This is a genomic window from Acinetobacter nosocomialis NIPH 2119 (assembly GCF_000368085.1).
Classification (GTDB): domain Bacteria; phylum Pseudomonadota; class Gammaproteobacteria; order Pseudomonadales; family Moraxellaceae; genus Acinetobacter; species Acinetobacter nosocomialis.
On record NZ_KB849239.1, the window covers coordinates 775285 to 798388 of the forward strand.

At 37.0% G+C, this 23104-nt stretch carries 13 protein-coding genes; 12 read left to right on the forward strand and 1 reads right to left on the reverse strand.

The window, feature by feature from the left end; all coding sequences use genetic code 11:
- Nucleotides 1-7: 7 nt before the first annotated feature.
- Genes F984_RS07740 through F984_RS07750 form a run of 3 tightly spaced genes read left to right on the forward strand, consistent with a single transcriptional unit; the run spans nt 8 to nt 10613 of the window.
- A complete protein-coding gene (locus F984_RS07740; RefSeq protein ID WP_004708332.1) occupies nt 8-9586 on the forward strand; it encodes an interleukin-like EMT inducer domain-containing protein in 9579 nt (3192 codons plus the stop codon).
- A 44-nt stretch (nt 9587-9630) separates the two neighbouring features.
- Nucleotides 9631-9951: a hypothetical protein gene (locus F984_RS07745; RefSeq protein ID WP_004708333.1), complete on the forward strand. Its 321-nt coding sequence runs from the start codon at nt 9631-9633 to the stop codon at nt 9949-9951.
- Nucleotides 9951-10613: a hypothetical protein gene (locus tag F984_RS07750; RefSeq protein ID WP_004708334.1), complete on the forward strand. Its 663-nt coding sequence runs from the start codon at nt 9951-9953 to the stop codon at nt 10611-10613. The genes F984_RS07745 and F984_RS07750 overlap by 1 nt, the downstream gene beginning before the upstream one ends.
- Before the next feature lie 54 nt (nt 10614-10667).
- Here the strand turns inward: F984_RS07750 and F984_RS07755 are convergent, their stop codons facing one another.
- Nucleotides 10668-10862, reverse strand: a complete 195-nt coding sequence (locus F984_RS07755) for a hypothetical protein (protein WP_000786041.1) — start codon at nt 10860-10862, stop codon at nt 10668-10670.
- Between the two features lie 159 nt (nt 10863-11021).
- On the opposite strand from F984_RS07755, the gene F984_RS07760 reads away from it, so the two are divergent.
- From F984_RS07760 to F984_RS0103775, 9 genes are all read left to right on the forward strand, one after another.
- Nucleotides 11022-12557, forward strand: a complete 1536-nt coding sequence (locus F984_RS07760; RefSeq protein ID WP_000098521.1) for a hypothetical protein — start codon at nt 11022-11024, stop codon at nt 12555-12557.
- The gene (locus F984_RS07765) at nt 12557-13210 is read left to right on the forward strand and encodes a hypothetical protein (RefSeq protein ID WP_004708335.1); all 654 of its coding nucleotides are present in this window, start codon (nt 12557-12559) and stop codon (nt 13208-13210) included. The genes F984_RS07760 and F984_RS07765 overlap by 1 nt, the downstream gene beginning before the upstream one ends.
- Before the next feature lie 73 nt (nt 13211-13283).
- On the forward strand, nt 13284-15236 hold the full coding sequence (locus F984_RS07770) for a defense against restriction DarA-related protein (protein WP_002080875.1): 1953 nt from the start codon (nt 13284-13286) through the stop codon (nt 15234-15236).
- Nucleotides 15236-16747, forward strand: coding sequence for a hypothetical protein (locus F984_RS07775; protein ID WP_000209679.1), 1512 nt, complete (start codon nt 15236-15238; stop codon nt 16745-16747). Before F984_RS07770 ends, F984_RS07775 begins: the two co-directional genes overlap by 1 nt.
- Nucleotides 16748-16822: 75 nt before the next feature.
- Complete coding sequence (locus tag F984_RS07780) at nt 16823-20653, forward strand: DEAD/DEAH box helicase family protein (protein WP_000025568.1); 3831 nt, start codon at nt 16823-16825, stop codon at nt 20651-20653.
- A 123-nt stretch (nt 20654-20776) separates the two neighbouring features.
- Nucleotides 20777-21214 (forward strand): hypothetical protein, encoded by a 438-nt coding sequence (locus F984_RS07785; RefSeq protein ID WP_004708341.1) that lies wholly within the window; start codon nt 20777-20779, stop codon nt 21212-21214.
- A gap of 96 nt (nt 21215-21310) precedes the next feature.
- Nucleotides 21311-22123 (forward strand): hypothetical protein, encoded by an 813-nt coding sequence (locus F984_RS07790; RefSeq protein WP_000030333.1) that lies wholly within the window; start codon nt 21311-21313, stop codon nt 22121-22123.
- Nucleotides 22123-22818 carry a hypothetical protein gene (locus F984_RS07795; RefSeq protein WP_000627462.1) on the forward strand — a complete coding sequence of 232 codons (696 nt, stop codon included), beginning with the start codon at nt 22123-22125 and terminating at the stop codon, nt 22816-22818. The genes F984_RS07790 and F984_RS07795 overlap by 1 nt, the downstream gene beginning before the upstream one ends.
- Nucleotides 22811-23029 carry a hypothetical protein gene (locus F984_RS0103775; protein ID WP_000887468.1) on the forward strand — a complete coding sequence of 73 codons (219 nt, stop codon included), beginning with the start codon at nt 22811-22813 and terminating at the stop codon, nt 23027-23029. Before F984_RS07795 ends, F984_RS0103775 begins: the two co-directional genes overlap by 8 nt.
- Nucleotides 23030-23104: the final 75 nt, after the last annotated feature.

Genomic DNA, 23104 nt, shown 5'->3' on the forward strand with positions numbered 1-23104 from the left:
CAAATATATGAATGGTTTTAAACGTGCAAAGATTTTAAGTTACAACGCAAAAGGTCGTACTGCACAAGTACACATTCATGGTTTAACTGATGGTGCGAGTGAAGGCATTGCAGCAACTTTTGCCTATCCAGTCGGTGATAGTGATTTAGATACAGAAATTCAAATAGTTGATGGTGAAGACGTCTATGTCTTCTTTGAAAATGGTAATGAAGAACGTCCAGTAATCCATAGTTATGTCAGTCACGGAGACGGCGCGATTGTAGGTGTGCGCCGTATTCGACAAGATAATATTGAATTTATCTCTAAAGAAAATTTAAAAGTAGATTCTGGCACAACCGTTTCGATCAAAACGCCGTTAATGAATGTACAAGCTAATACTCAACAAACTGGTAATAGCACATTAACGGGAAATAGCACTGTAATGGGTAATACTTCAGTAGCTGGCAATAGTTCTGTAGCGGGTAGTATGGCCGTTGGCACAACGCTTACGGTTGCTGGTGTGCCTATTGACCCTAACGCTATTGAAGGTGCATTTAAAGACGCTCTCGATAAGTTAGAAGGGCTTAAGGAGGAATTAAAAGAACAAGGGGAGAAGATTGAAAATAACGAACAAACTAATCAAGAAATTGAAGAAAAGGTAAAAGAAGTAGAAGATTTAATTGAAAACATTAAAGATTCTGATGCTTTTAAATTGCTTGAAGAAGGAATGAAACATTTTGATGAGGAAGTTCAAAAGATTCATGAACAAGTTAAAGAAGTTAATCAGATCGCTCAAAATAAAGTCGATGAAGTTCGTGCTTATATAGATCAAGAAATAAATAATACTAAATTAATTGTAGATCAACATAATAATGAGGCTAATCTACGATTGGATGAAGCCAATCAACGTATCGATCAGTCTATTCAAGCTAATGAAGCATTGGTTGCTGATGCTCAACAACGTGCAATTCGTGCTGAGAAAGAACTCGATGATAAAATCGGTTTTATTAAAAGTGAAACAGATTCAATCATTGCTGATGTAAGAAGTGATTCAAATGAAATTCGGTTAGTCGCAGAAAACGCAAAAAAAATTGCGGATCAAGAAGTTCTGGACCGTAAAAAACAAGCAGCTGACACACTAAATGTTATTGATCAAACTAAGGCCGCCTTAAAACAAGACATTGATCAAAACTTAGTTAAAGCTGGTCAAATGATTGATGACGCTAAATTAGCATTAGGTGAAGAAACTAATACACTCATTAATCAAAAAATTGAACCGGTTGTAACCCAAACTGAAGCTGCAGTTAAAAAAGTAGATCAAATTGCAGCTCAGTATATTGATCTTGATAAGAAAGTTGATTCTGGTTTTCTAGCTGAAGCTGAAGCACGTGCAAATGATAAAGAGGCTTTAACTCAAAGTTTTGAGCTTAAGTTTGCTGAAATGCAAAACGAATTCGGTAAGTCAAACGCTCTAATTTCAGAAGATATAAAAACTCTAGCAGCTCAAGATAAAGCGTTTACTGAGCAAATTAGCACCGCACAATCACAAATTGGTGACAACAAAACTGCTATTAACAAAGTCGAACGTACTGTAAGTGATTTGAATCAATCTATTGCTGAGAAAACCTCACAAATTGAATCTACTCTTAAAAACTCACAAGAACAAATAGAAGGTAATGCCGCAAACATCGAAAAAGTAGAATCTTCAGTGAAACTTGTTGATGAGAAGGTTGTTTCAGAAGCAAAAAAACTTGAAGATCTAAAAACTGACTTTAATTCGAATAAAACTAAAACAGAGTCGGATATAGCAACAATTACTCAATCAGTTTCTGATGGTGATAAAGCCTTATCTTTACGTATCGACCAAACGAAAGCAGCTTTGGAAGAAGCTGATCGGAAATCTAATGCAAATATTTTAGAAGTTACTGAGTCACTTACCGAGTTGGAACAGTCTACTGCTTCAAAATTTAGTGAACTTGATACAAGTATCTCTAAAGAAAACTTAAAGGTACAAGGGCAAATTACTGATGTTCAAAAAAGTGTTTCGACCTTAGAAAGTAATACAAATACAAGCATAAATGGCCTTTCATCATCACTTAAAACTACTGATGATCTTGCAAAACTGGCTTTTGATAATGCAGCAGAAGCGCAGCAAACAGGAACAACGGCGGTAAAAGCTACCGAAGCCCTTTCTCAAAATTTATTAAGTCTAAAATCTCAAACTCAAGTAACTTCTGGGGTACGTGCAGTCGTCACAACAAAAGGTATTGATGACTGGACACGTTGGCGTACCACTGCAGAAGCGAAAGTAATTCAAGATTCTGATGCACTAGGTGGTTATATTCTTGAGCTTGGGAATAATGCTGATAATGATGAAACATGGGTTCATTGGAATGAGTTTGTAAAGATTAACCCAGATACACTTTATCGGGTTCGTGCACGTTTCCGCCGTGTACTCGGTGAAAATGGATCTATTTATCTTGGTGTTGCATGTAAAAATGCAGACCAAAGTAAATACGTAACGACTACAAACACCCTTGCAGAAGATATGGGTTCTTCTAACTACTTATTGTCGGCCATTAAACCTAATTTAGGTGAGTGGCAAGAAGTAGTTCTATACATGAAGGGTAAGTCTACTGGGGCAGCAACTGGCTTAGGGACAATTGATAATCCGCGTACTTTCCCCGCGCAAGCTGAATTTTATGCCCCAATCTTTATTGCAAACTACAACTTCCAGACAGGAATTTGTCAGCTTAATTACATTATTGTTGAAGATAACAACTCATTAGCTTCAGCTAATGATGCAACTGCAACAGCAAATGATTTATTCAAAACAGCAACTAACAGAACAGAAGCTGAAGCTGAAAGGACCAGTAAGCTTGAAACAAGAATGCAGAATGCAGAAACAGGTATTCAGAGCAATGCTCAAGCTTTATTGAAAACAGCTACAAAGAGTGATCTCGAAAGTGCAATGGGCCGTGTATCGACTGATATAACAGCTGCTGTAGATAATTTAAAAATCGGTGGTGTTAATGCTGTTGCTAATTCAGAAGCTCCTAGAACATCGACAGCTACAACAAGTCGTGAATACTTAATGTATGAACGAAGCAAAGAGTTAAAAGTTTTTTATGACGAAAACTTAGATAAGCCGGTTACCATTTCATTTGAAGTGAGTGTACCTGTTGCCGGTTCGGTTCAGGTTTACTCATCTAATGGTTCTGCCCACTTTTTCACAACTTCAGTTACAGTAACTAAAGCAAATGAATTTCAAAAATTTGCAGTGACGGTTTTTCCTAAATTTAACACTGGCAGTTCAACTGAATCTACAATTGAGTTTTACGGTACATATGGCTCAGGCCGAATTCCAACAATTCAAAAATTACAGATCGAAGCCGGCAATAAACCTACAGCATGGAGCCCAAGCCCTCGGGATACGCAAAGCTCATTAAATGCTAATGCAGAAGCGATTAAGATCACTCAAGCGGAAGTTAAGAAGCACGGCGAAACATTGTCTTCTCAAAGTTTAGATATTTCTAAGCTTAGAAATGATCTAAATTTAACTAATAATGAAGTAAATAAAAAGGCTTCATCAGAAGCATTGGAAGCAACGAAATCAGATGTAACAGAACAAGCTGGACAGATTAAAGCAGTTACAGAGCAAGCAACAGCACTCTCTGCAAGTTTGAGTAGAGCCGCAGCTGCTGGTTCGAATTTGCTTATCCAGTCAAATGTTGTGGGTAAATATAACGGAACTTCATATCCTCATCTTTCATATAAGCTAGGCGAGGATTGGGAGGTAGGCGCAAAATACACTTTAATGTGGTGTGCCGAACATCAAAGAAATGGTGCGGATACAAACTCTAATTTGGCAGTTTATGCTGGGGGAGGTCAGCAAGCCTTACAATCCGTTGTTAATACAAATGGCAAAGTTATTAATAAAATAACCTTTGTTAAAAATAATCAAGTTATTGAAAAACGTGCTTTAAATTTTTACATGATTAACAGTCCTACTGCTGCTCAAGGTTCAGTCGGAACGGTTTATTGGGCAGTGCTTGTCAGGGGTGACTTAATCACTACTGAATCGTGGATCCCCAGTGCTTATGACTACAACGCTGCAGTAGACCAAGTTAATGCAAACTTTAATGATTTCAAACAAACATATGTGACTGAAAAGGAGGCACTAACAAAGAGAACATCAAGTCTTGAAACTGGACTTTCAAATGCTGAAAAAAATATCGATAACACCGCAAAAGCACTGCAGAACTATGCAACCACAGCAAAGTTAGACGAAGCTACAGCAAATCAAACTAATCAGCTTAATGCTCAAATTAAAAATGTTAAAGCATCTATTGAATCTGCTAATGATAGTGACTCATTACTGCCAGATTTTAATTTAAAAAACCCTGAAGATTGGATTAATTACTATAGTTATGATTTGAAAATCCACTTTAAAACAACTAATACAGGTAAAGTTGGCAATACTGTCTTTAGAAAAGATTCTTCGAATCAAGCAGGATGTTGGATATATAGCCGTAAAGCTTTACCGACAAATCGTTCATATAAAGTTAGCTTTTGGGTCCGCCGAAGTGCAGATTCTACAGGTGATTGCAGCATTACGGCTATGTATGGCAAAGCTGATGGTAGTTTTTCAAATGCTACAATCACTGCATCAGCGATTGCTTTAATTAGAATTCCAGCAAACGAAGAATGGGTATATATCGAACAGGTTGTAACTTTTAATACTCATCCACAAATGAAGTTAGGTTTTGCGCTTGGACACAATGGCAGTGGTGGTTGGTGGGAGTTACAAGCTTATCGGGTAAATAGCGTTTTCACAGACAAAGATGTAGACACATCACTTGTACGCGCTACACAACTACAAAATTATTCGACTACTGCTGACACAAATAAAGCAGTTGCCGCAGCTACAGATGCATTGGAAGCAAAATTTAAGCAGAAGTTCGGAAATTTATGGACAGATAGTTCAGCAACACTGGATAGCACCCGTTATACAAAAGCAGAAACAAATAAAGCTATAGCTGAAGAAAGTAAAATTCTAAAAGCAACAATCTCGTCAAGTGGTGGAGACAATTTAATCAAGAATGGTGATTTCTATGCGCCTTTTTCAATCTCTAACTGGCGTCAGAATGCTGTTGTTGAAGGTAATGTTCTAGAAGTTTTTAAGGATGCTTATGGCGCAAACTGGGGGAGATTCCGCTCTACGAATTCGTCTACATATTTTAAAGGTTTTATCGAGTCAATTACGATAGCTGATGGTTTAGAAATAAATCAAACCTATACGTTGTCACTTAAAGCCAAAGCTCTAACTGCAGCACAAAAAACTTTGCTATTAATCATCCATAGATATGATGGTAGCAGTAATAATCAGGTTGTTAATGAATGGAATATTGCAACAGATAAAGAAGTATTATGTACTTATACTTTTGATACAAATATCAATAACTTACAGTATATTAATATTATCCTATGTGCTCAAGTAGGGTATGCTCCTGATTTCTTAATTCGAGAAGTTCAATTAGAGAAAGGTGAGTTAGCAACAGGATTTAGAAAAAATCCTCGTGAAATTGAGAAAGGTTTAGAAGCTAACTCATTAGCAATTACAGGTACTAAAACAGATGTTCAGAAAAATTTAGAAAAGATCCAAGTACTAACTGAAAATTATACAACTCTGAAATCTACTGTTGATACGAATAAATTAACAGTTGATGGGAAGTTTCAGGAAATAAACTCTACAATTAGTGATAATCAACAAAATATAACCCAATCAATTAATAGCTTAGATTCTAATTACAAGCAGTTAAATCAAGATCTAGGACAAGTCTTTAATTACAGAGTTTATTCTTCAGGCTGGAATAATGATTTTACTGGAATCAAGAACTTAAAAGGTGAGACTATATCTGTAGCTTCTAACCGCGGCTTTTCTGTGCATGTTTTAGCAGCAGATGGCTCGATTGCAACTTCAACTCGATATGACACATATGGTGACCCTGCAAACGCCGTTGCCATGAGTAATGCTATTAATGAAATACCTAAAGATACTTTTGTGATAATCACAAATTATGATTACATTGCTATGAATTTAAACACAGTTAAAGCTGCGTTACTTTCATTAGGTGCAAATCAATTTACTCTTGATCAGATTACGGGAAGGGATGCATATATCCTAATTGGTCAGAAAGGAATAGGGGCTGGAAGAGGTATTGAGCTCCATGCAACTCCTGATTCTGGTCTGAATGGTGCAAAACAGATAATGGTTGCTGTTCAGGTCGTTAGTGGCATTCCTCTAGGTTTGGCAAATAACAGTGGAAACTTGCAAAAAGTTTTGGAAAATCATGCTCAAATTCTTCAACAAAAAATTACTCGATCTGATGCAAAAGAAGTATTTGCAGAAGAAATAAAATCCTTTTCAGCAAAACTAGATACTATTCAATACGCAGAAGACAATTGGATTTTATTAGGAGATGAAACCAAAACATTAAATGTTTCAACAGGCACAAATCAAACTTTTCCGGTCTGGGAACTACAATATAAAATTAAAGAACTACCAATCGCTAAAGGTGATCCTGTAGTTATACGAATCAAATATAATGCTTCGGCAGGTCTAATTGGTGCAGTTTGTACCATCCAATTTCACGGCGCGGTATATGGGCTTGGTTTACCATTATTTACTGTTCAAGCAAGTGGAGAATTAGAATTAACGGGGATTTTTCCAAGTGATGTAAAAGCTACGAATTTTGAATTTGTTCCTCTGGGTTTAAGATTTGATAATGCTCCTTCAGCGGGCACATTTTCAGTTTCGAATATTTTCATTAGCCGAGGAAATTCTGCTCCTAATTTCAAAGGAGGATTTAAAACTACTCTTAAACAAAATGCGAAATTTGTGGAAGATACATTTATCAATGCTGATGTTAACAAAGGTGTTATTGCACAACAAATTCAGCAATATGACGCTTCTGTACCAGGTGGACTTTCAACGGTATTAAAAACTACTAAAGCAGCAGCGGATCAAACATCAAAAGATTTAATTAATCTTCGTAATAATGATATTACTCAGCTCCAAACAAGCACCGACAATCTGGGTTCAGCATTAGAAAATACAACTAAGCTTGCAATGATGATTACTAACGGTAAGTTGCTTTACGGTGATGTAAATTTCAAGAAAGGAATGAACAACGTCGGCACTTATAACAATCTAGGCAATGGTACAGTTAGTGTTACTCGTGAAGCTAAAAGTGCTGACAATCCGACAACTTCAACTCATGAGCTTAGAATCGTTACGACTGGTTCAGCAAGCCCGAATTTCGGCGGTTTTCATCAACAGTTTTTCACACGTTCAAATGCTATTTTTATCATTAAATACCTGATTAAATTACCTATCGGCTACAAGTTATATCCTGCAGCAAATTTAATGGGCGATGGATCAGTAGATAAATTCATTGGAAGCACTGACGGGACGGGGAGATTTGAAGTTTATGTTCGTATGGTTAAATCCGGTGCCACCGGAAGATTCGATACTTCTGGATTCGTACATGTAGCGGGTGGACCAGCCCCAACACCTGAAAGCCCTCTAATTTGGACTTTAGCTCAAATTGAATGTTATGACGTAACTGACTATGCATCTGCAGATCCTAATTTACAAGATTTCGTTTCCACAGCTAACGAGTCATTAGGGACATTAACTAATTTTAAGGAGACATGGGCAAGTAAGCTTACTGAAATGTCTTCTAAATTGGATAGAACTAATAGTGCATATATTCTTAATTCTGACCTCACAAATACAAATATTGAAAGAGCAATTGCTGCATCGTCAAATCAGTTAAAGTCGGAATATATTGATCCATTACAGAAAAATACTGAAAGCTTAAAAGAAAATATTTTAACGAATGTTGACTTATCAGGTTTGAATCCAGATATTTACTATCCTGTTATTTTCCAACTGGATATTGGAAAGCAAAAATATAATTTTAAGGTGTTTGCTACTTTAGGTGGCCAATACAATAGTAATGTAATTTGGTCTACGCATGGCTCTCGAACTTTCGGTTTAAACTGCGAGTGGAGTGTTACCGCCAATGGATGGGGTACTCAGGCTGATAATAGAATTATTGAAAAATTCTCGTATAGCTGGACTCCACAATCACCATTAATAAATATCAGGCAAATGTCTAATGCTTCTATTGAAGTCGTCTTTTTACGGGGTGGGGCGAGATATGATATTTCACACTATAAAACGATTACACCACTTATTAAAACTGAGTCTTTCACAGCTTTGGGACAATCTATTGAACCAATTCAATATAATTCGTCACTTGTACCAGTACCAATTTTTGCAGAAATTGTAAAAGCTCAAGACACAGCTGCTGCAGCATCTAGAACAGTTGCTGACATACAAAGAGATTATGTGACTTCTTCAAAATTGAATGAGGCAGTTGCTTCATCCAGTGAACGATTATCAGCCCTCTATTCAGCAAATAGCCAAACCATTATGGCGTCTGCTTTGCAAACTTTTGAGATAGATTGGATTAACAGAACGCCTAGCGGCTCAAGAATAGGTATGCGTTTAATTGAAGATCAAACATGTCGGGGAGGTTATGCATTACGGATGGGTGATAATTCTGGCAACGATGAAATCTGGCTAAACTGGTTCTCTACCTTACCAATTGATGATAATAAGATGTACCGGATTAAATACCGCTACAGAAGGGTGTCAGGTGCTGGTGTAGTTTATGTGGGGGCCACCTGTTTTAATGCCGCAAAATCTGCATTTATTACAGATACGAATTACATAAATGGAGATATTGGCTCAAGTCATTATGTGGTTGGTGGTGCTGCACCTGCATTGGGTTCTTGGGTTACTGGTGTTGCGTATTTCAAGGGTAGATCTGCTGGTGCAAGTAGTGGGGCTGGAACGCTTACAAACCCCAAAACATTTGCAAATAAAGCAGCTTTCTTTACTCCTGTTTTTATCGGCAATTATGCAGCTCAAGCAGGCGAAGTGGATCTTGATTACATCGATATTGAAGATGCAGACAATATTGCTGAATTTGAGAGTTTTAAAACTACATATACCACGGATGTAGGAGCTTACGCTGGTTCACTTCAAACTCTCACTTCAGTATATGGGCCAAATGCAATTAATCTTAAGTCTCAAGTTGATTTGATCAACGGGATGAAAGGTAAATACGTAATGGGAATGGATAACAACGGTGTTTTCTCTGGTTTATCCATGGTAAGTGAACAAAATAATGGAACTGTCCAAACTTCTATAGGTTTCCAAGCTGATAGAATTTTTTTCACAACAGGTACTTCTTCTACTAAATATATGCCGTTCATAATTCAAGACAATCAGGTCATTATGAATAGTGATGTATTTATTAAAAATTTGACCGCAGCAAACTTCAAAGCGAAGTCTTTAACAGCTGAACTGTTTAAAGTCGATAAATTGAGCGCGATTGCTGGTGAGTTGGGGACCTTAACTACCTACAAGGATCCGGCTAAACCCAATGGTGCAAGAATGGTTTTAAGCGGCAGTTTAATTACAGTTTACGACGATAATAATGTTGTCAGGGTTAAATTAGGGCTGTGGTAGTGAAGAAGGGCTAGTTATCTAGCCCTTTATATTGGGAGGACAATATGCCACAAGGCTTACAATGTTTTGATGAAACTGGGAAGATTGTTGTTGATGTTACAGATCGTCAAATGCACTTAATACATACTTTTGAAATCTCTTTAGGTTCTAATGAGTATTATAAGGATTATGTTTATGACGGTATTACATCTGAAACTCATATAGCAATTGTTAGAGAAGACTGCTTAGGTAATATGACTCAGCAATACCCTACACTTGCTTACCATGGTGGGCCTTTTGCGTCTATTTATACACCTAATGTAGTAAGAGTGAGTGCATTATCTGGTTTGGCCCTTCTTACTGTTGATATTTATAGGTATGGATAATGTCTGGCTTTGAAGTAAGTAATGATAAAGGTGAAATTATTGTTAGCGACACTTACAGACATTTAGGTGTAAATTCTGTACAAGTGTTAGATGGTGGTACACCTAGTTCAATAGGTGCATCTTCTGGGTGGGCACCTGGTTTTATTCAAACCCCTAGTTTGGTATATCCTTCTTTTCGTAATGATTTACCAAAAAAGACTCTTTATATTTTAAGCCTATCTGAAGGTACAGAGTTTTGTGGGAAATATTGGCATAGTGTGCATAACAATAATATTTCATTTTTAAGTTATGACTACACTAAAATCTCAGGTTATTTAGATGTATATGATGAGCAAGGTAATTTAATCTGGTCTGCTATATCTGCTAAAAATGTTCCAAGGATTGTGCAAACATATCAATTAACAGCAGAGAACTTATTAAACGGTATTACACTGAGCATTGGTTCTAATGTGGGTATCTTATTAAATACTTTACCTTCGTGGTTTAGACCGGGACCTATGAATAACTTAAATAGAGGGGGCTTGTTTGGTAGGTACTCTAATGGCCAGTTACAACTAAAGTTTGCGGCTGCTGCTAAATTAAATGATATCTCTTCAAGGATTATTGAAAATTTAGGGCCTAATGGCACTCTTCCTGTTCATATTACCTCTTTTGCATCATAAGATTACTAGATAATAAGAAAGCCCCTTTTTGGGGGGCTTACTTATTAAAGCATGTTATGCAGGTTGATCAGTACTTTGTGGTTCTTCTACAAAAGTGTAGTTAACTGCAATAGAACCAGTTTCAAGGTCCCAGCCTAGGGTTAAGGTTTTGAAAGCTGGACGATTATTGTAACGCTGACTATTTACAATATCTTTTGTCTTTTGAGCTAATTCAATATCCATATCAGTGAATACTTTTACATCAGCCATTAGCGAATCCTCTAAACAGTAAAGTAAGTTTGTTCAGATAGAATTGCATGCTGGATTTTTATTAAATCTGTTTGGTTCCAATTCACTTTGGAACCCATCTAAAAGTAAAAAAATAGCAGCCTTCAAAATACATAATTATTTAGGTATTTTGGCTTCGTTATGTCTTCTCGGTTCTTATCGTTGTTACTCGGTGAAAATGTTAATTCATATGATCAGCAATTCGATACGTCTAATCAGGATGCAACAGCACAGCTATATGAAACTATGGCTCCGTTTTCACTTGGGACTAACCAAACCAAAGCCAATAAAAAACGTACTAGAAAAGAAATTCTTACAAAATGGGAGAGAATGTTACGCTTTGCACCTATCGCAGAGGGTATGGGGATTCATGTTTCTGCCGCATTAGGCGGAGATTCTTATAGCGGCCAACAAGTCTTTATTACACCTGCCGAACGCTTGAAAAAGGCCAGTGGACCAGCAGCTGAAAAACTAAAAAAACAACTAGATGAGCGCCGTGTAAAGATGGAAAAGCTTATCAATAAGTATTTAAGCAAACTTGCCCGAGATGCTATTTCTTTCGGTGATTCCTATGCACGTATTTATGGGAAAAAAGATAAAGGTGTAATTGACCTCGTATGTAATGAGTATACATATCCGCCATTAATACAGCCTTTCGAACAAGGCAGTAAGACTGTCGCCTTTTTTTGTTTAGATCCTCGCAATTGGCAAAAAACTATTACCAAGCTGAATACTATTCAAATGGTACGTTTCAAAATGCCCCGTATGAGCAATATTGCTCAATATGAGCTTGTTGAAACTGGACTTGTCACGAAAATGTTGGAGGGTGATGATCCAGATGAGCTACCAATCTTACCCGCGCATTTAGGCGGCTCATTTCTTTATGAGATTGAAGATATTTATGATGATGTAATCCTCGCTTTGGCATCTATGAATAGCCAGCAAATCGCAGATACCGTAAATCAGATGTTCTTGACAGTAAATATGTCAGGAATGCCGCCAGCCCAACGTCAAGCCTATATCCGTGGTTTAGAAGGTTTACTGAAAAATCATGAGGCTTATGTCCGTGATGCTTTATCAGGTGGTGAAGCAGTCTGGAATACTGCTTTTCACATGCTTCCGGTATTTGATGAAAAACAAGTTCTAAATCCAGTAGGTGATATCAAGAATCAACGAAGCTCACCTATTAATATTGAACAATTCATGATTAATGTCCGTTTGCTGATGGGCGGAATTGGTCTAGATCCAAGCATGGTTGGTTGGGCTGATATGTTAACTGGCGGTATTGGAGAAGGTGGAGCATTCCATACTTCTGCACAAATCATGCGTAGGTCACAAGACATTCGAACAGCAGCTTCCGAAGGGATTAATCAAATTCTTCATTTGGATTGGGGTTTTGCTTACAACGAACAATTTGAGCCTGAAGATTACCCTTGGCAAGTTGAATATTATTCAAACCAAACTGCAGCAGCTACAGAAGAAATCAACAATGCTCAATCAAGAATGAATACAACATTACTTAAAACACAAGTAATCGCGTCATTGAAAGAATCAAATTTAGATGTAGATATTATGGCGTACATTCTTGAGCGCGATACAGGTATGAAATATGAGGAAGCATTAACGTTAGCTGAAAGTATTGCTAAAAGCCGTAAATTTCCAGAGGATGAAGAATAATGGCTTTTTTTGAATACGAAACACAGAATAAAACTATAAATAACAGTTTGGGAAACGTTTTAAATCCGTTTAAAGAACGTTTTGCTAAGAATCCTGTCTTGTGGTCTGGTCTAACTGTTGATCGAGCTGTTTCACATTATCAGGAACTTTACGCATTAGGGACACTTTCAGCGGCCCATTTTGGAATTGAAATTCGCCCGTACCGTGCAAACAGTAAAATTGCTCAAGCAAATATTCCAATTTTTGATCCTTCAAACAAAGTTGCTTGGTTAGCCAATAATGTAGATGTATCACTACTAGATGCCCAAACCGATGCAGTGCATGTGGGGCATTTTCAACTCAACCATGTAACTGGTAATGCTTCAAATGAGTTGAGCATTTCATTTATTGAGACTAAAGAAGCAGCTATTGCGAATAGTGCTAAAGCTATAAAAGAAATAATGTTTAATAAGGATGGTACTCAGCCGCCACCAATTGAATACTTAATGAGATTAAAAATATATGCTTTTGATAAAGCTGCAAGAAATCAAAACCAATTTGAAATTGAGCATCTAGTTTCACTTCAAGCAGGCAATTTGCCCCTTGATGCCTCTAATAAAGCACATGCCATTGTTACTTTAAATTTCATCAAAATGTTTCCCAACTTAAAATAAGCTATGGAACTCATTGCCTTTATAGATTCACCTACTTGAGAAAATATCCTCAAATTAAAATGAGGATAACTCCGTGAGTGTTAAATCAATTTTCTTTCAAACACACGCACCACATCAAAGCCGATTAGTACATGGTTTTGACTCCATGGTGAATAGTGGTGCTTGTTCAATTGGGTTTATTAAGGGTGATTACCGTCAAATTAATGCTTTAGTCACTGAAGATTACACGGAAAATGATTTCTGGCGTGTTGTAAATTTAAAAGGTAAAAAGGGTGGGATAGATGCGTTTGATTCTGTTGCGGTATTAGGCGCTATCGATGACCAGCATGCAGCTGATTTAGCGATACTGCAATTTGGCCGAATGTTTGATGCTAGTGTTACAGATGTTATTGAAACAAATCAATTTGGACTTAAGCGCCATTTATCATCACAACAATTTAATTTGACGGGTTCAAAACCGATTCAAAGATGGCAACTAGAACAATTACAAAATGTTGTAGCAGCTGAAAAACCTGAATGGGATGGAATCAATTTAATTTCTCATGAGGGTGATACTTCTAAGTTGTTATTAGATATGCAACGAAATGATGATCACAGCCAATTATTGAGTAAATTTGATGGGTTACCTACACTTTTATCTAGTCTAGGCGTAGAAGAAGCGCTTTACGACTCTATTATCGTTGATTACCAGCATTTAGAGCAGCTGTCTGCAATTTTGCATCACTCTATGGATCAGTTTTCAAAAACTGGCGTCAAAATCGTTAACGTTACGGAAAGTAAGCCCTTTAAGCATAAAAAAGTCCTTCAAATTGCTCTTACTTATGATTTTGATGACGGCCAAAACTTCACAATCCTTTTTCATAAGCCAGATCGATTATCAAAAAAAATTAGTCCAGCAGATTCATTAATTTCATGGAAGATTTTAATGAACAATCGGGATATTACGGCTGCAATTCAGCCTAATCAGGGAGAAGGAATATCAATTCCAGTTCTCGCTGGTCGAATTATGAAGTTGATTAACCAAAATAGTAATCGTTTTAAGCGGTTACAATCTAAAAAAGCAGAAAAGGCCAAGGCTTTAGCAGATGCTGAACTACGTCTCGAGCAAAAACAAAGTCAATTAAATTCTTTAAGTGCAGAAATTTCCAATTTATTAAATGAATTGGATCAGTTGCAAAATACATTGTTAACCAAGCAATCTGAAGAAAATGAAGTAATCATTAAAGAGAATAGTCTCGATAATGAGTTACCAGATAGTATTTCTGATGAAGAAGCCGAACGTTTAAAAGCCGACTTAAAGCGTTTAAATGCTGATCCTGAATGGGCAGGTGAAGATGGTTTACGTTACCAAGCATTCTTTGAACGTATCAATAAGGCTCTAGAGGGGGACTCTGATGCGGTAGTTTGGGCACGTGAATGGATTTCTGAACTAGATGACCAGGCTTTGGCTCAACAGCAAGCAGAATTAGAAGCAAAAAAACTTATTGATGCCGAAAATGAAGCTAAACAAAAAAGAGATGAAGAAGTTTTAGCTGCACGTGCAGCTGGTATAGCTGAAAACAAAATGATGCAAGCATGGTTAGACACTTTGGAAAATCCTGAAGATTCTAACAACATAGACTTTATGGCTTGGGTTTCAGATCGCCGTGGTGAATTCTTAAAAAACTGGAATGGGGCCGAAGGTTCACCAGAATATTTAACAGCATTTTATGAATATTCAAGAGCATGGGCAGATGAACATTTAGCGGATCGCCTCAGTAATAAAGAGCCAGCCCAAAATTCAGATAATGATGAATCTAAAGAACTAAATGCTCCGACAGAAGTTGAAGATCTTCAGCCTAGTACGACAAATGATGAAGGTAATCAACTTTACCGTTCAGTAATTGAAGGGCAGGTTAAAGTTAATCTTGAGTTATTAGAGCAAATTCGAGATGAAGCAGAAAAAGACTTAAATGATCCACTTCTTATTCCAGCGGTGACAGAACTCTTGAATCAAGTGCAAAAAATGGAAGCGGAGAATATCTAATGACAACTTTAAATCTAATTTCTACTCAAGATATTGCTAAGAATCCATTAGTTGTAATTGATCAAATGATTAGTTTCTTTAAACCTAAACAGCCCTTTACTGGGCTTTTGAAGGGTAGAACTAATAATGTGAAAACAGCCAAAGGACAAAAGATTTCTACTGTATTCGCTTTAGTTGATATTGATCAAGTAATTGCATCTCATACAGCAACTGGTGCGGAAAACCCTAATTATCCGCAAGAATTGCAGCCACGAGATCGTAGTCGTGAATCCTCACAAGCATGGGTACAGAAAACTGCTAATGATTTAGACCCCGAAAGCCTAGGCCGCTCAGGTCGGGCAGACACGGGAGCACCGATAACTGGTGATGATTTAGTTGTAGAATCAGGAAATGGTCGAACAATGGCTATCAAGCTTGCCTATGAGCGCGGTACCGCAGATGAGTATAAACAATGGTTGATTGATGAAGCCGATTACTTTGGCTTTAGTAGTGAGCAGGTCCAAGCAATAGCTCAACCGATTTTGATACGTATTCGTACAACCGAGATTGATAGAGCTCAATTTGCAATAGATGCTAACCAAGATGATAAGTTGTCTTTTACAGCAACTGAACGTGCTAAAGCTGATGCTAAACGTTTAGATGAGAATTTACTGGCACTTTTTAATCCGAGTGAAGATGGCGATTTATTAGCAGTAAGTAATCAAAAGTTTATTCAAGGTTTTTTAAGTAAATTAGGTGATACAGAAGCTGCCCAGTACACAACGAAAGATAAAAAACCAACACAAGCACTGATAAACAGAATCAAGGCCGCAATTTTTAGTAAAGCGTACAATGATGATCGTTTGCTAGAAATGATGGCTGATCATACAAAACCAGATCTTCAAAATATGCTTAATGCGCTTGGTGTTGCTGCCCCTAAATTTATTGAAGCGCAAGCCATAAGTCGTGGAAATGTTCAAGATATATCAGATCAAATCGTTGATGGAATGGAGCAAGCCATTGATCAACGTGTTGCTAATGCAATTATTGATGCAGCAAATACAATTTTATCTGCAAAGCAAAATGATCAAGATATTGTTGAGTTTGTAAAGCAGCAAGGGCTTTTTGAGGATCTAGGAGAAGGTGTTGCTGAGCTCGCCGTATTTCTCGCCAAGAATAGCCGCAGTTCAAAAAAAATGAGTATGTTATTTAAAGCTTTAGCTGAATTTGCAGAGAAACAAGCTTTAGATAGCAGCAATGTAGGATTGTTTGGTGAACCTGAACCAGTAAGTGTAAAAGATGCTATCCAATATGCACAACAAGTGCTTGGTGATGATTTCATTAGTGTGCAAATGTACGATTCATTGGTTGATTCCAGCAGTTCAAGTAGCCCTAAAATAATTCGATTAACGAAAGAGGGAGCTGAACGTTTCCACAGTGCTTTGAAAGCTAAAATTGATCAAAGTAATGACAAAGAAAATCATGAAGGGAACAAAATTAATGACATTCTTTTCGAAGAATTAGATGTTTAGATCTGGAACCTACTAAAAATTAGATACTTACGATCATTCAACATAGGAATGTAAAGTTCCTATGTTGAGGGATATATGTCCATTTTAAAGCTCAAACCAATCACTAAAGACACAGTATTGGTTGCGATTTATTACATGATTGATTTCATGCATTATCAGAGCAATATTGCTCGATTTTTCCTTCTTATAATCCATAAGCAAATAGAACTTAACTTGTCTGTAGCAAAGCAAGCTTTAGCTTTTGCCCGTCAAGAAAGTGACTTTCCAAAATTGGATGAAGTTATTGAAGTCTTATATAACGAGGCTATCAAAAACATTGATGAATCAGTTATCCAACACCTTAATAATAGTTCCAGAAATGTTATTGAACAGCTAGAGACTATTGTCAGTCTTTTTGCTTGCGATAAAGAGCTAAAGGCTTACACCACTAAAAAGAATAAAACATTACAGGTTATTGGTCTTAAAGGCATCAAATTAACCAAAGCTAAAGAGTTTGACCCCTATGCCTTTTATTATCAGGGTGAAATTCTTGTACGCTCAAAACATCTTAAAGCTATTCCAGACTCTCTTCTTTCAGAAGATCAGCAACTTGTAAAAGGATTATTCTTACATGTATCAAATACCAATTCAGATGTGGAATCAGTTGGCGAATTTCGTCTCAGATCCAGAGGACCAATTGTTTCTACAACTGGATCAGGAAATGATGAATTTGAGGCTTCAGAAGCAATCAGAAATGATGGAGAAATTGGGGTACTCCGAGACAGTAATTCTGGCTTATCAAAAAGTAATGATGCAAGTTTATCTAGCGTCCGAAATCCAAGAAATGAATCTTCAGATGGAAATAGTAGAGCCAGTACTAACCGGATTAACAGCAGCGGAGGCGGTGAACTATCTGGTAAGAGATCATCTCTTAAACGAGCAAGAGATCGATCAATTGTACAATCTGCTAAATCAGTTAGAGCTGCCATAGATGAAAAGCTAGAAGCTCAATTAAAAGCAGATAATGTAGAAACAATTTGGAGCGATGCTTCAAATATTGACGCAGCTTTGCCATATCTGCAACTGGCACAACGTGGTGATGTTTTAAAAACTGAAAAGCGGTTAATTGAGGAAAATAAGAAGGGTATTCTTTTTACTAACGGCACTGGTACAGGTAAAACCTTTACTGGGCTTGGAGTGGCAAAGCGTTTTATTAATGCTGGTCTCAAGAATATTTTGATTGTTACCTTGAATGATAAGATTGCAAATGACTTTGTAAAAAGCTCAAGTCCGTTGAATATCAAAGCTTACAAATTAAAAAGTATTAAAGATAACGGCGGTGATGAACACACAGTCGTGGTCACAACCTTTGCTAATTTTGGACAAAATAAAAGTTTAGTTCACAAACATTGGGACCTGATATTAATTGATGAGGCACATACTCTATCGCAATCATCCGATGGTAAAGCAACTGCAGCATTAAACAAACTAAGAGCATTAACCGGGCATTTGCATGGTTTTAGTGAATGGTTTGAAGATAAATTTGCTGATCAGATGCCAATTGAAGAGCTCGATGAAGATGGTAAAGAAACAGAACAATACCTAAGTGCTTATAACAAAATGCAGATCCTTCGAAATGAACAACGAAAGATCTGGAATTTGAATTGGAAACACCAGAAAAGTAAGGTCAAAGTTGTTTTCTTATCTGCTACGCCATTTAGTTATCACTTTTCACTTGATTGGGCGGAAGGCTATTTATTTGATTATATGTCTCCTTCAGTATCTGTTGATGACCAAGGTAATTTAGCTGAAGGCTTTAGTAAGGCTCGAGAGCACTTCTATATGGGAAATCTTGGATATCGAAAGCGATATGGTAAGTTGACGCGACCAGAAGCTAAGGTGGATACAGGTGTACTTGAAAGACAGTTCGCCGAAAATCTTAAAAACACTGGTGCTATGTCTGGGCGGGATTTAGAAGTAAATTTTGACTATGATCGTAAATTCATTCTAATTGGCTCTCGTGTTGGTGAACTTATTGATGAAGGTTTAACTTATCTTCGCAATGGTTATAAAGAAATAGAAGGGCACAAAACACGAACTTTTGAAGAATGGGCTGCTCAAACTGGTAAACCAACAACAGGCTGGGGACGTCATGCCTCTATGCAAGAATATGATCGGCTATTCACTGGCAACCGATTTAAAAACATATACGAAATTATTGCAAAACGCTTTGATTACTTAGCAAGACGCCGTTTGTTAGAAGCTATTAAAGCTGAAGCTTGTGTTGATATGGTGAAAAAGCACTTAGCATTAGGTCGTAAAGTAGTAATTTTTCATGACTATAACGAGGGCGGTGGTTTTGCACCTTTCTTGATTAGTAAGCTTGATATCGAAAAATATGAAAGCCCACTTAGAGAAGATATTGAGCTTGAATATAATGCATTCAAAGAAAATAGACCGGATCTAGTAAATCTCAATCTTGATTATGATTCACCTGTTGAAACTTTAAAGAATGCATTTCCTAGTGCTCTTTTATTTAATGGCCGTCTTTCAAAGCAACAACGTGAAACTAATGTAGCGTTATTTAATACTGATGATAGCGGGCACGATATTCTCATTCTGCAGTCAGATGCTGGTTCTACTGGGATTAGCTTGCATGATACAACTGGTAAACACCAGCGAGTACTCATTAATATTGGTCAACCAACAAAGCCAGCAAAGTTGAGACAGACGGAAGGGCGTATCTATCGAACCGGACAAGCTTCAAATGCTATTCAGAGATACTTGACTACTGGTACTGCATGGGAACGGGCTGCATTTGCAGACACGATTGCTGGACGCGCAGAAACAGTAGATAACTTTGCAAAAGGTGCTGATGCTGTAGTAAGTATCAAAGAAGCGTTAATTCAGGCTTATGAAGAAGCTAAATATGAAGAGCCAAGTCTAAATGATGGTATTGGTGGTAAAGCATATGATGAAGAAAATGCCCGTATTGCTAAGTTAACCCCATTTGATCAAGCACTAACATTCTACTATGCCAAAGGCAAACGTTCTGAAAGTCGTGATAACCGCGAAGGTAAGGAATGGTATGCAACGCCTGAACCTCTAGGATTCAAAATGATTGAATGGGCAGGGGTACACACTGGCGATTCTGTGCTTGAGCCTAGTGCTGGTGATGGAGCTATTGGTCGTTTTGTTCCGCAAGATATAGAGCTGACAATGATTGAACCCACTGAGTCTTTAGCTAGTCGTGCTCAAATGGCAAATACAGGTGCAAAAGTAATTGTTGATACATTCGAATCTTTAGAATCATTGAATAAGTACCATGCAATTGTGATGAATCCGCCATTTGGTCATGCTGGCACTTTGGCAATTCAACATATCAAGAAAGCTTTTGGTCATCTTTATGATGGTGGTCGGATTGTGGCCTTAGTACCACGTGGTTCTATGGATTCTAAAGTGGACGAATTTATTGATAGTACACCTGGTGCAATTTTGACAGCTGAAATCTGGTTGCCTCAATCAACCTTTAAAAATGCTGGTACCGCCGTTTCAACTCGTATCATCATTATTGAAAAACATGCAGGCTCTAATGATGTTCCAATAACACGAGAATTAGACTTTACGCACCTTACAAGTGTAGAGGATCTATTTTCAGAAATTCGTGATATCGCAATGCCTCCTAGAAAACTACGTATTGATGAGCAGCTTGCTAAGTACGATCTTTATGTCAGAACTGAACGTAGCAAGTATGTATTCAATGGCGACGGCGTTGATAAACCTCAGATCAAGAATATCATGCTCAAATTCTGGGGGTCAGAAGTAAATGAGTTTGATGAGATTGTTATGCCATATAACAAGTCTGCTGAAATCATTAAGAAGATTGATGAATTTGAGCAAGAAAACAATATTAATTTAGCTGCATAAGATTAGTATAAAAAAATACGCTCACAAAGAGCGTATTTTTTTAATTATTTAAAGGACTTGAAAGTGTAGAGTTATGCCTTAATCTTATAAAACTAAATTGATTTCTTAGACAATGGTACATCTATGAACTTTGAAAATATTAAATCTTTGCGTGAAAAAAATGACTGGCATCAAGTTAACGGGGAGCGTCGATATATTTCTAAAGATGACGTTTATTTAAGTTTTTGGTTAGGTGAAGAAACCGTAATTGAATACTTTAATTTACCTAAAAATTTACATTCTTTTGATGGTTATTTATCCCAACTTGCTCAAATCACTAAAATTGAGGAGATGAGCAGTGCATTTGAATACAACTCAGTAAAACTTGAGAATTTTAAATTATATAAGTTCTCAGGTCATGTGCACCGCCATGGTTCTATGAAGCCTATCTCTGTTTATTTTACAGTCCATCCTAGCATTAATGATGATAAGACAGAGATTGATATGTTTAGTAAAGCTTTAATACATGCTTTAAATGATAAGTATGCATTGAATTTAATTATTCGATGCACAGATGATTAATTCCGGTTTATTCAATTACTCCTAATTGGAACTGTAGAGTTCTGCTAATAAACTTATCTTCAATAATAGTCCTAACTTTAACGGTAGGGCTTTTTTATGTCCAAAGCTTTAGCTTATGCACCAGCTGTTAATACAGCTAAAACAAAGTTGCCCAGTACTGAATCAGATCCTTTTTATGGCTCAATTTCAAAGCATAAATATGCTGAATTTTCTCTTTGTGATAAGGATGGTAACCCTATAGCTTCACCAGTAATTCGTGCTTTGTTGACAGACGGCGACAAAAGTATTGAGAGCCAATGGCAAACTCCATTTGAAAATAGCAATCCAGAACTAAAGATGCCTATGTTGATGGCTAACTTGCAAACCGGGCAAATGCTTCAAGCTGCAGCTACTCTAGGAGAAAACTCACCCTTTATTTCTGCTTTAAGCGATATGGCATCAGGACCTTTAGCAACGGCTGAAAATGCGCTTAAGAGCGTTGAAGGGCGAACTAATTTAACCAAAGTAAATACAACTCAAGTATTCCTTTCAACATCATCAGTACGTCTTAATTTATCAATCTTTTTCTTGGCCTTTAGTGATGCAAAATCCGAAGTTGAAGACAAGATCATGCAGTTGGAGGCTTGGAGCGTACCAGTATCATTATCGTCTGATTCTACGCTGCAAAATGTCATTAATAATTCAAATACAACCTTAGAAGGCTTGTTTTCAGGGGTTATCCCACCTTTCGTATCTCTCACTACTCATGGCAAAACTTATAAACCCTTTATTCTTGAAAGTGTTTCAGCACCAATAGTCGCGCCAATTGATGAAAAAGGTAACCGGTTAAGTTTAGCTGTCAATATTAGTTTAATGAGTCGAACTGCATGGGACTCAAAGGATATTTACTCATTATATGGAGGCAACTAATGATTACTTTTGACCCTGTGTACGTTGGTGAAAATACCTACCAAATGCAAGAGCTTAGTTTTGAGCAATGTCTCAAAATATCTATCATTGCTCCAAATTTTAATGAAAAAAGACTTTCAGCTTTTCTGAAATCAGCATTAGACAATGTTGATCCTTTACTTTTATCAGTTCAGGAACGGTATTTATTGCTGCTTAAATATCTTGAAAAACAAAGTAATACTATGTTGGAGGTGAACACAGACTGGTCTAAAGTTTTCCTTCAATCAGAAAATAATTGGAAAACTGAAATTACTCAAAATGGAATTACAGTTAGACAGCTTATTGGAATGGAAGTGGAGTTCTTAGAGGCAAATTGTAAGAATGTCGCTGAATGGATTGCCTGCATGATGGCTTTTCAGTTGAGTTATTCTAATCATGAGCACTTAGCTTTATTGCCGGATAGAACAAATCCTCAATTATTTGAAGAACAATTTAAGCAGCGGCTAGATTTCATTAAGAAAATGCCAGCTAGTGATTTTGATTTGTGCTATCAAGACTTTAATAATTTAAACAATGAGTTATTTACTCATTTACGGTTAAGCGTTGATAACTACGGTATTTTAGTGGAAAGAGGTGCAGATGACGCGCCTGCACGATTTCGCACCGCTTCCGTCTTTACAGGAATCATCAAAGAGTTGGACCGATCTTTTGCTTGATACAGCAAGTAGTATTTCTGAAAACTGCCCAATGCCTTTATCGGATGCATTAAAAATGCCTTTGAGTTTTGAAAGTACTTACTTCAATTCATCTGCATGGGAAAACCGCAAGAAGTATTTAGAAAACGAAATTGAACGTCACAACGTATTCTTAAAATTAGGTCAAGAAGTCATTAAAGGATTAAATGCCCTAGCAAGTAGAGGCCGATAGTTTTCATATAGAAAAGTCTGAGTAATTCGGGCTTTTTTTCGCTCTTTGTATTTGGAACCATACACCAATTAGAAC

Bases quoted from the DNA above. Each gene is read 5' to 3' on its own strand.
- F984_RS07785 (WP_004708341.1), top strand. From the start codon at position 20,777: ATGAACTTTGAAAATATTAAATCTTTGCGTGAAAAAAATGACTGGCAT.
- F984_RS07745 (WP_004708333.1), top strand. From the start codon at position 9,631: ATGCCACAAGGCTTACAATGTTTTGATGAAACTGGGAAGATTGTTGTT.
- F984_RS07775 (WP_000209679.1), top strand. From the start codon at position 15,236: ATGACAACTTTAAATCTAATTTCTACTCAAGATATTGCTAAGAATCCA.
- F984_RS07750 (WP_004708334.1), top strand. From the start codon at position 9,951: ATGTCTGGCTTTGAAGTAAGTAATGATAAAGGTGAAATTATTGTTAGC.
- F984_RS07795 (WP_000627462.1), top strand. From the start codon at position 22,123: ATGATTACTTTTGACCCTGTGTACGTTGGTGAAAATACCTACCAAATG.
- F984_RS07790 (WP_000030333.1), top strand. From the start codon at position 21,311: ATGTCCAAAGCTTTAGCTTATGCACCAGCTGTTAATACAGCTAAAACA.
- F984_RS07760 (WP_000098521.1), top strand. From the start codon at position 11,022: ATGTCTTCTCGGTTCTTATCGTTGTTACTCGGTGAAAATGTTAATTCA.
- F984_RS07780 (WP_000025568.1), top strand. From the start codon at position 16,823: ATGTCCATTTTAAAGCTCAAACCAATCACTAAAGACACAGTATTGGTT.
- F984_RS07755 (WP_000786041.1), bottom strand. From the start codon at position 10,862: ATGGCTGATGTAAAAGTATTCACTGATATGGATATTGAATTAGCTCAA.
- F984_RS07765 (WP_004708335.1), top strand. From the start codon at position 12,557: ATGGCTTTTTTTGAATACGAAACACAGAATAAAACTATAAATAACAGT.
- F984_RS07740 (WP_004708332.1), top strand. From the start codon at position 8: ATGAATGGTTTTAAACGTGCAAAGATTTTAAGTTACAACGCAAAAGGT.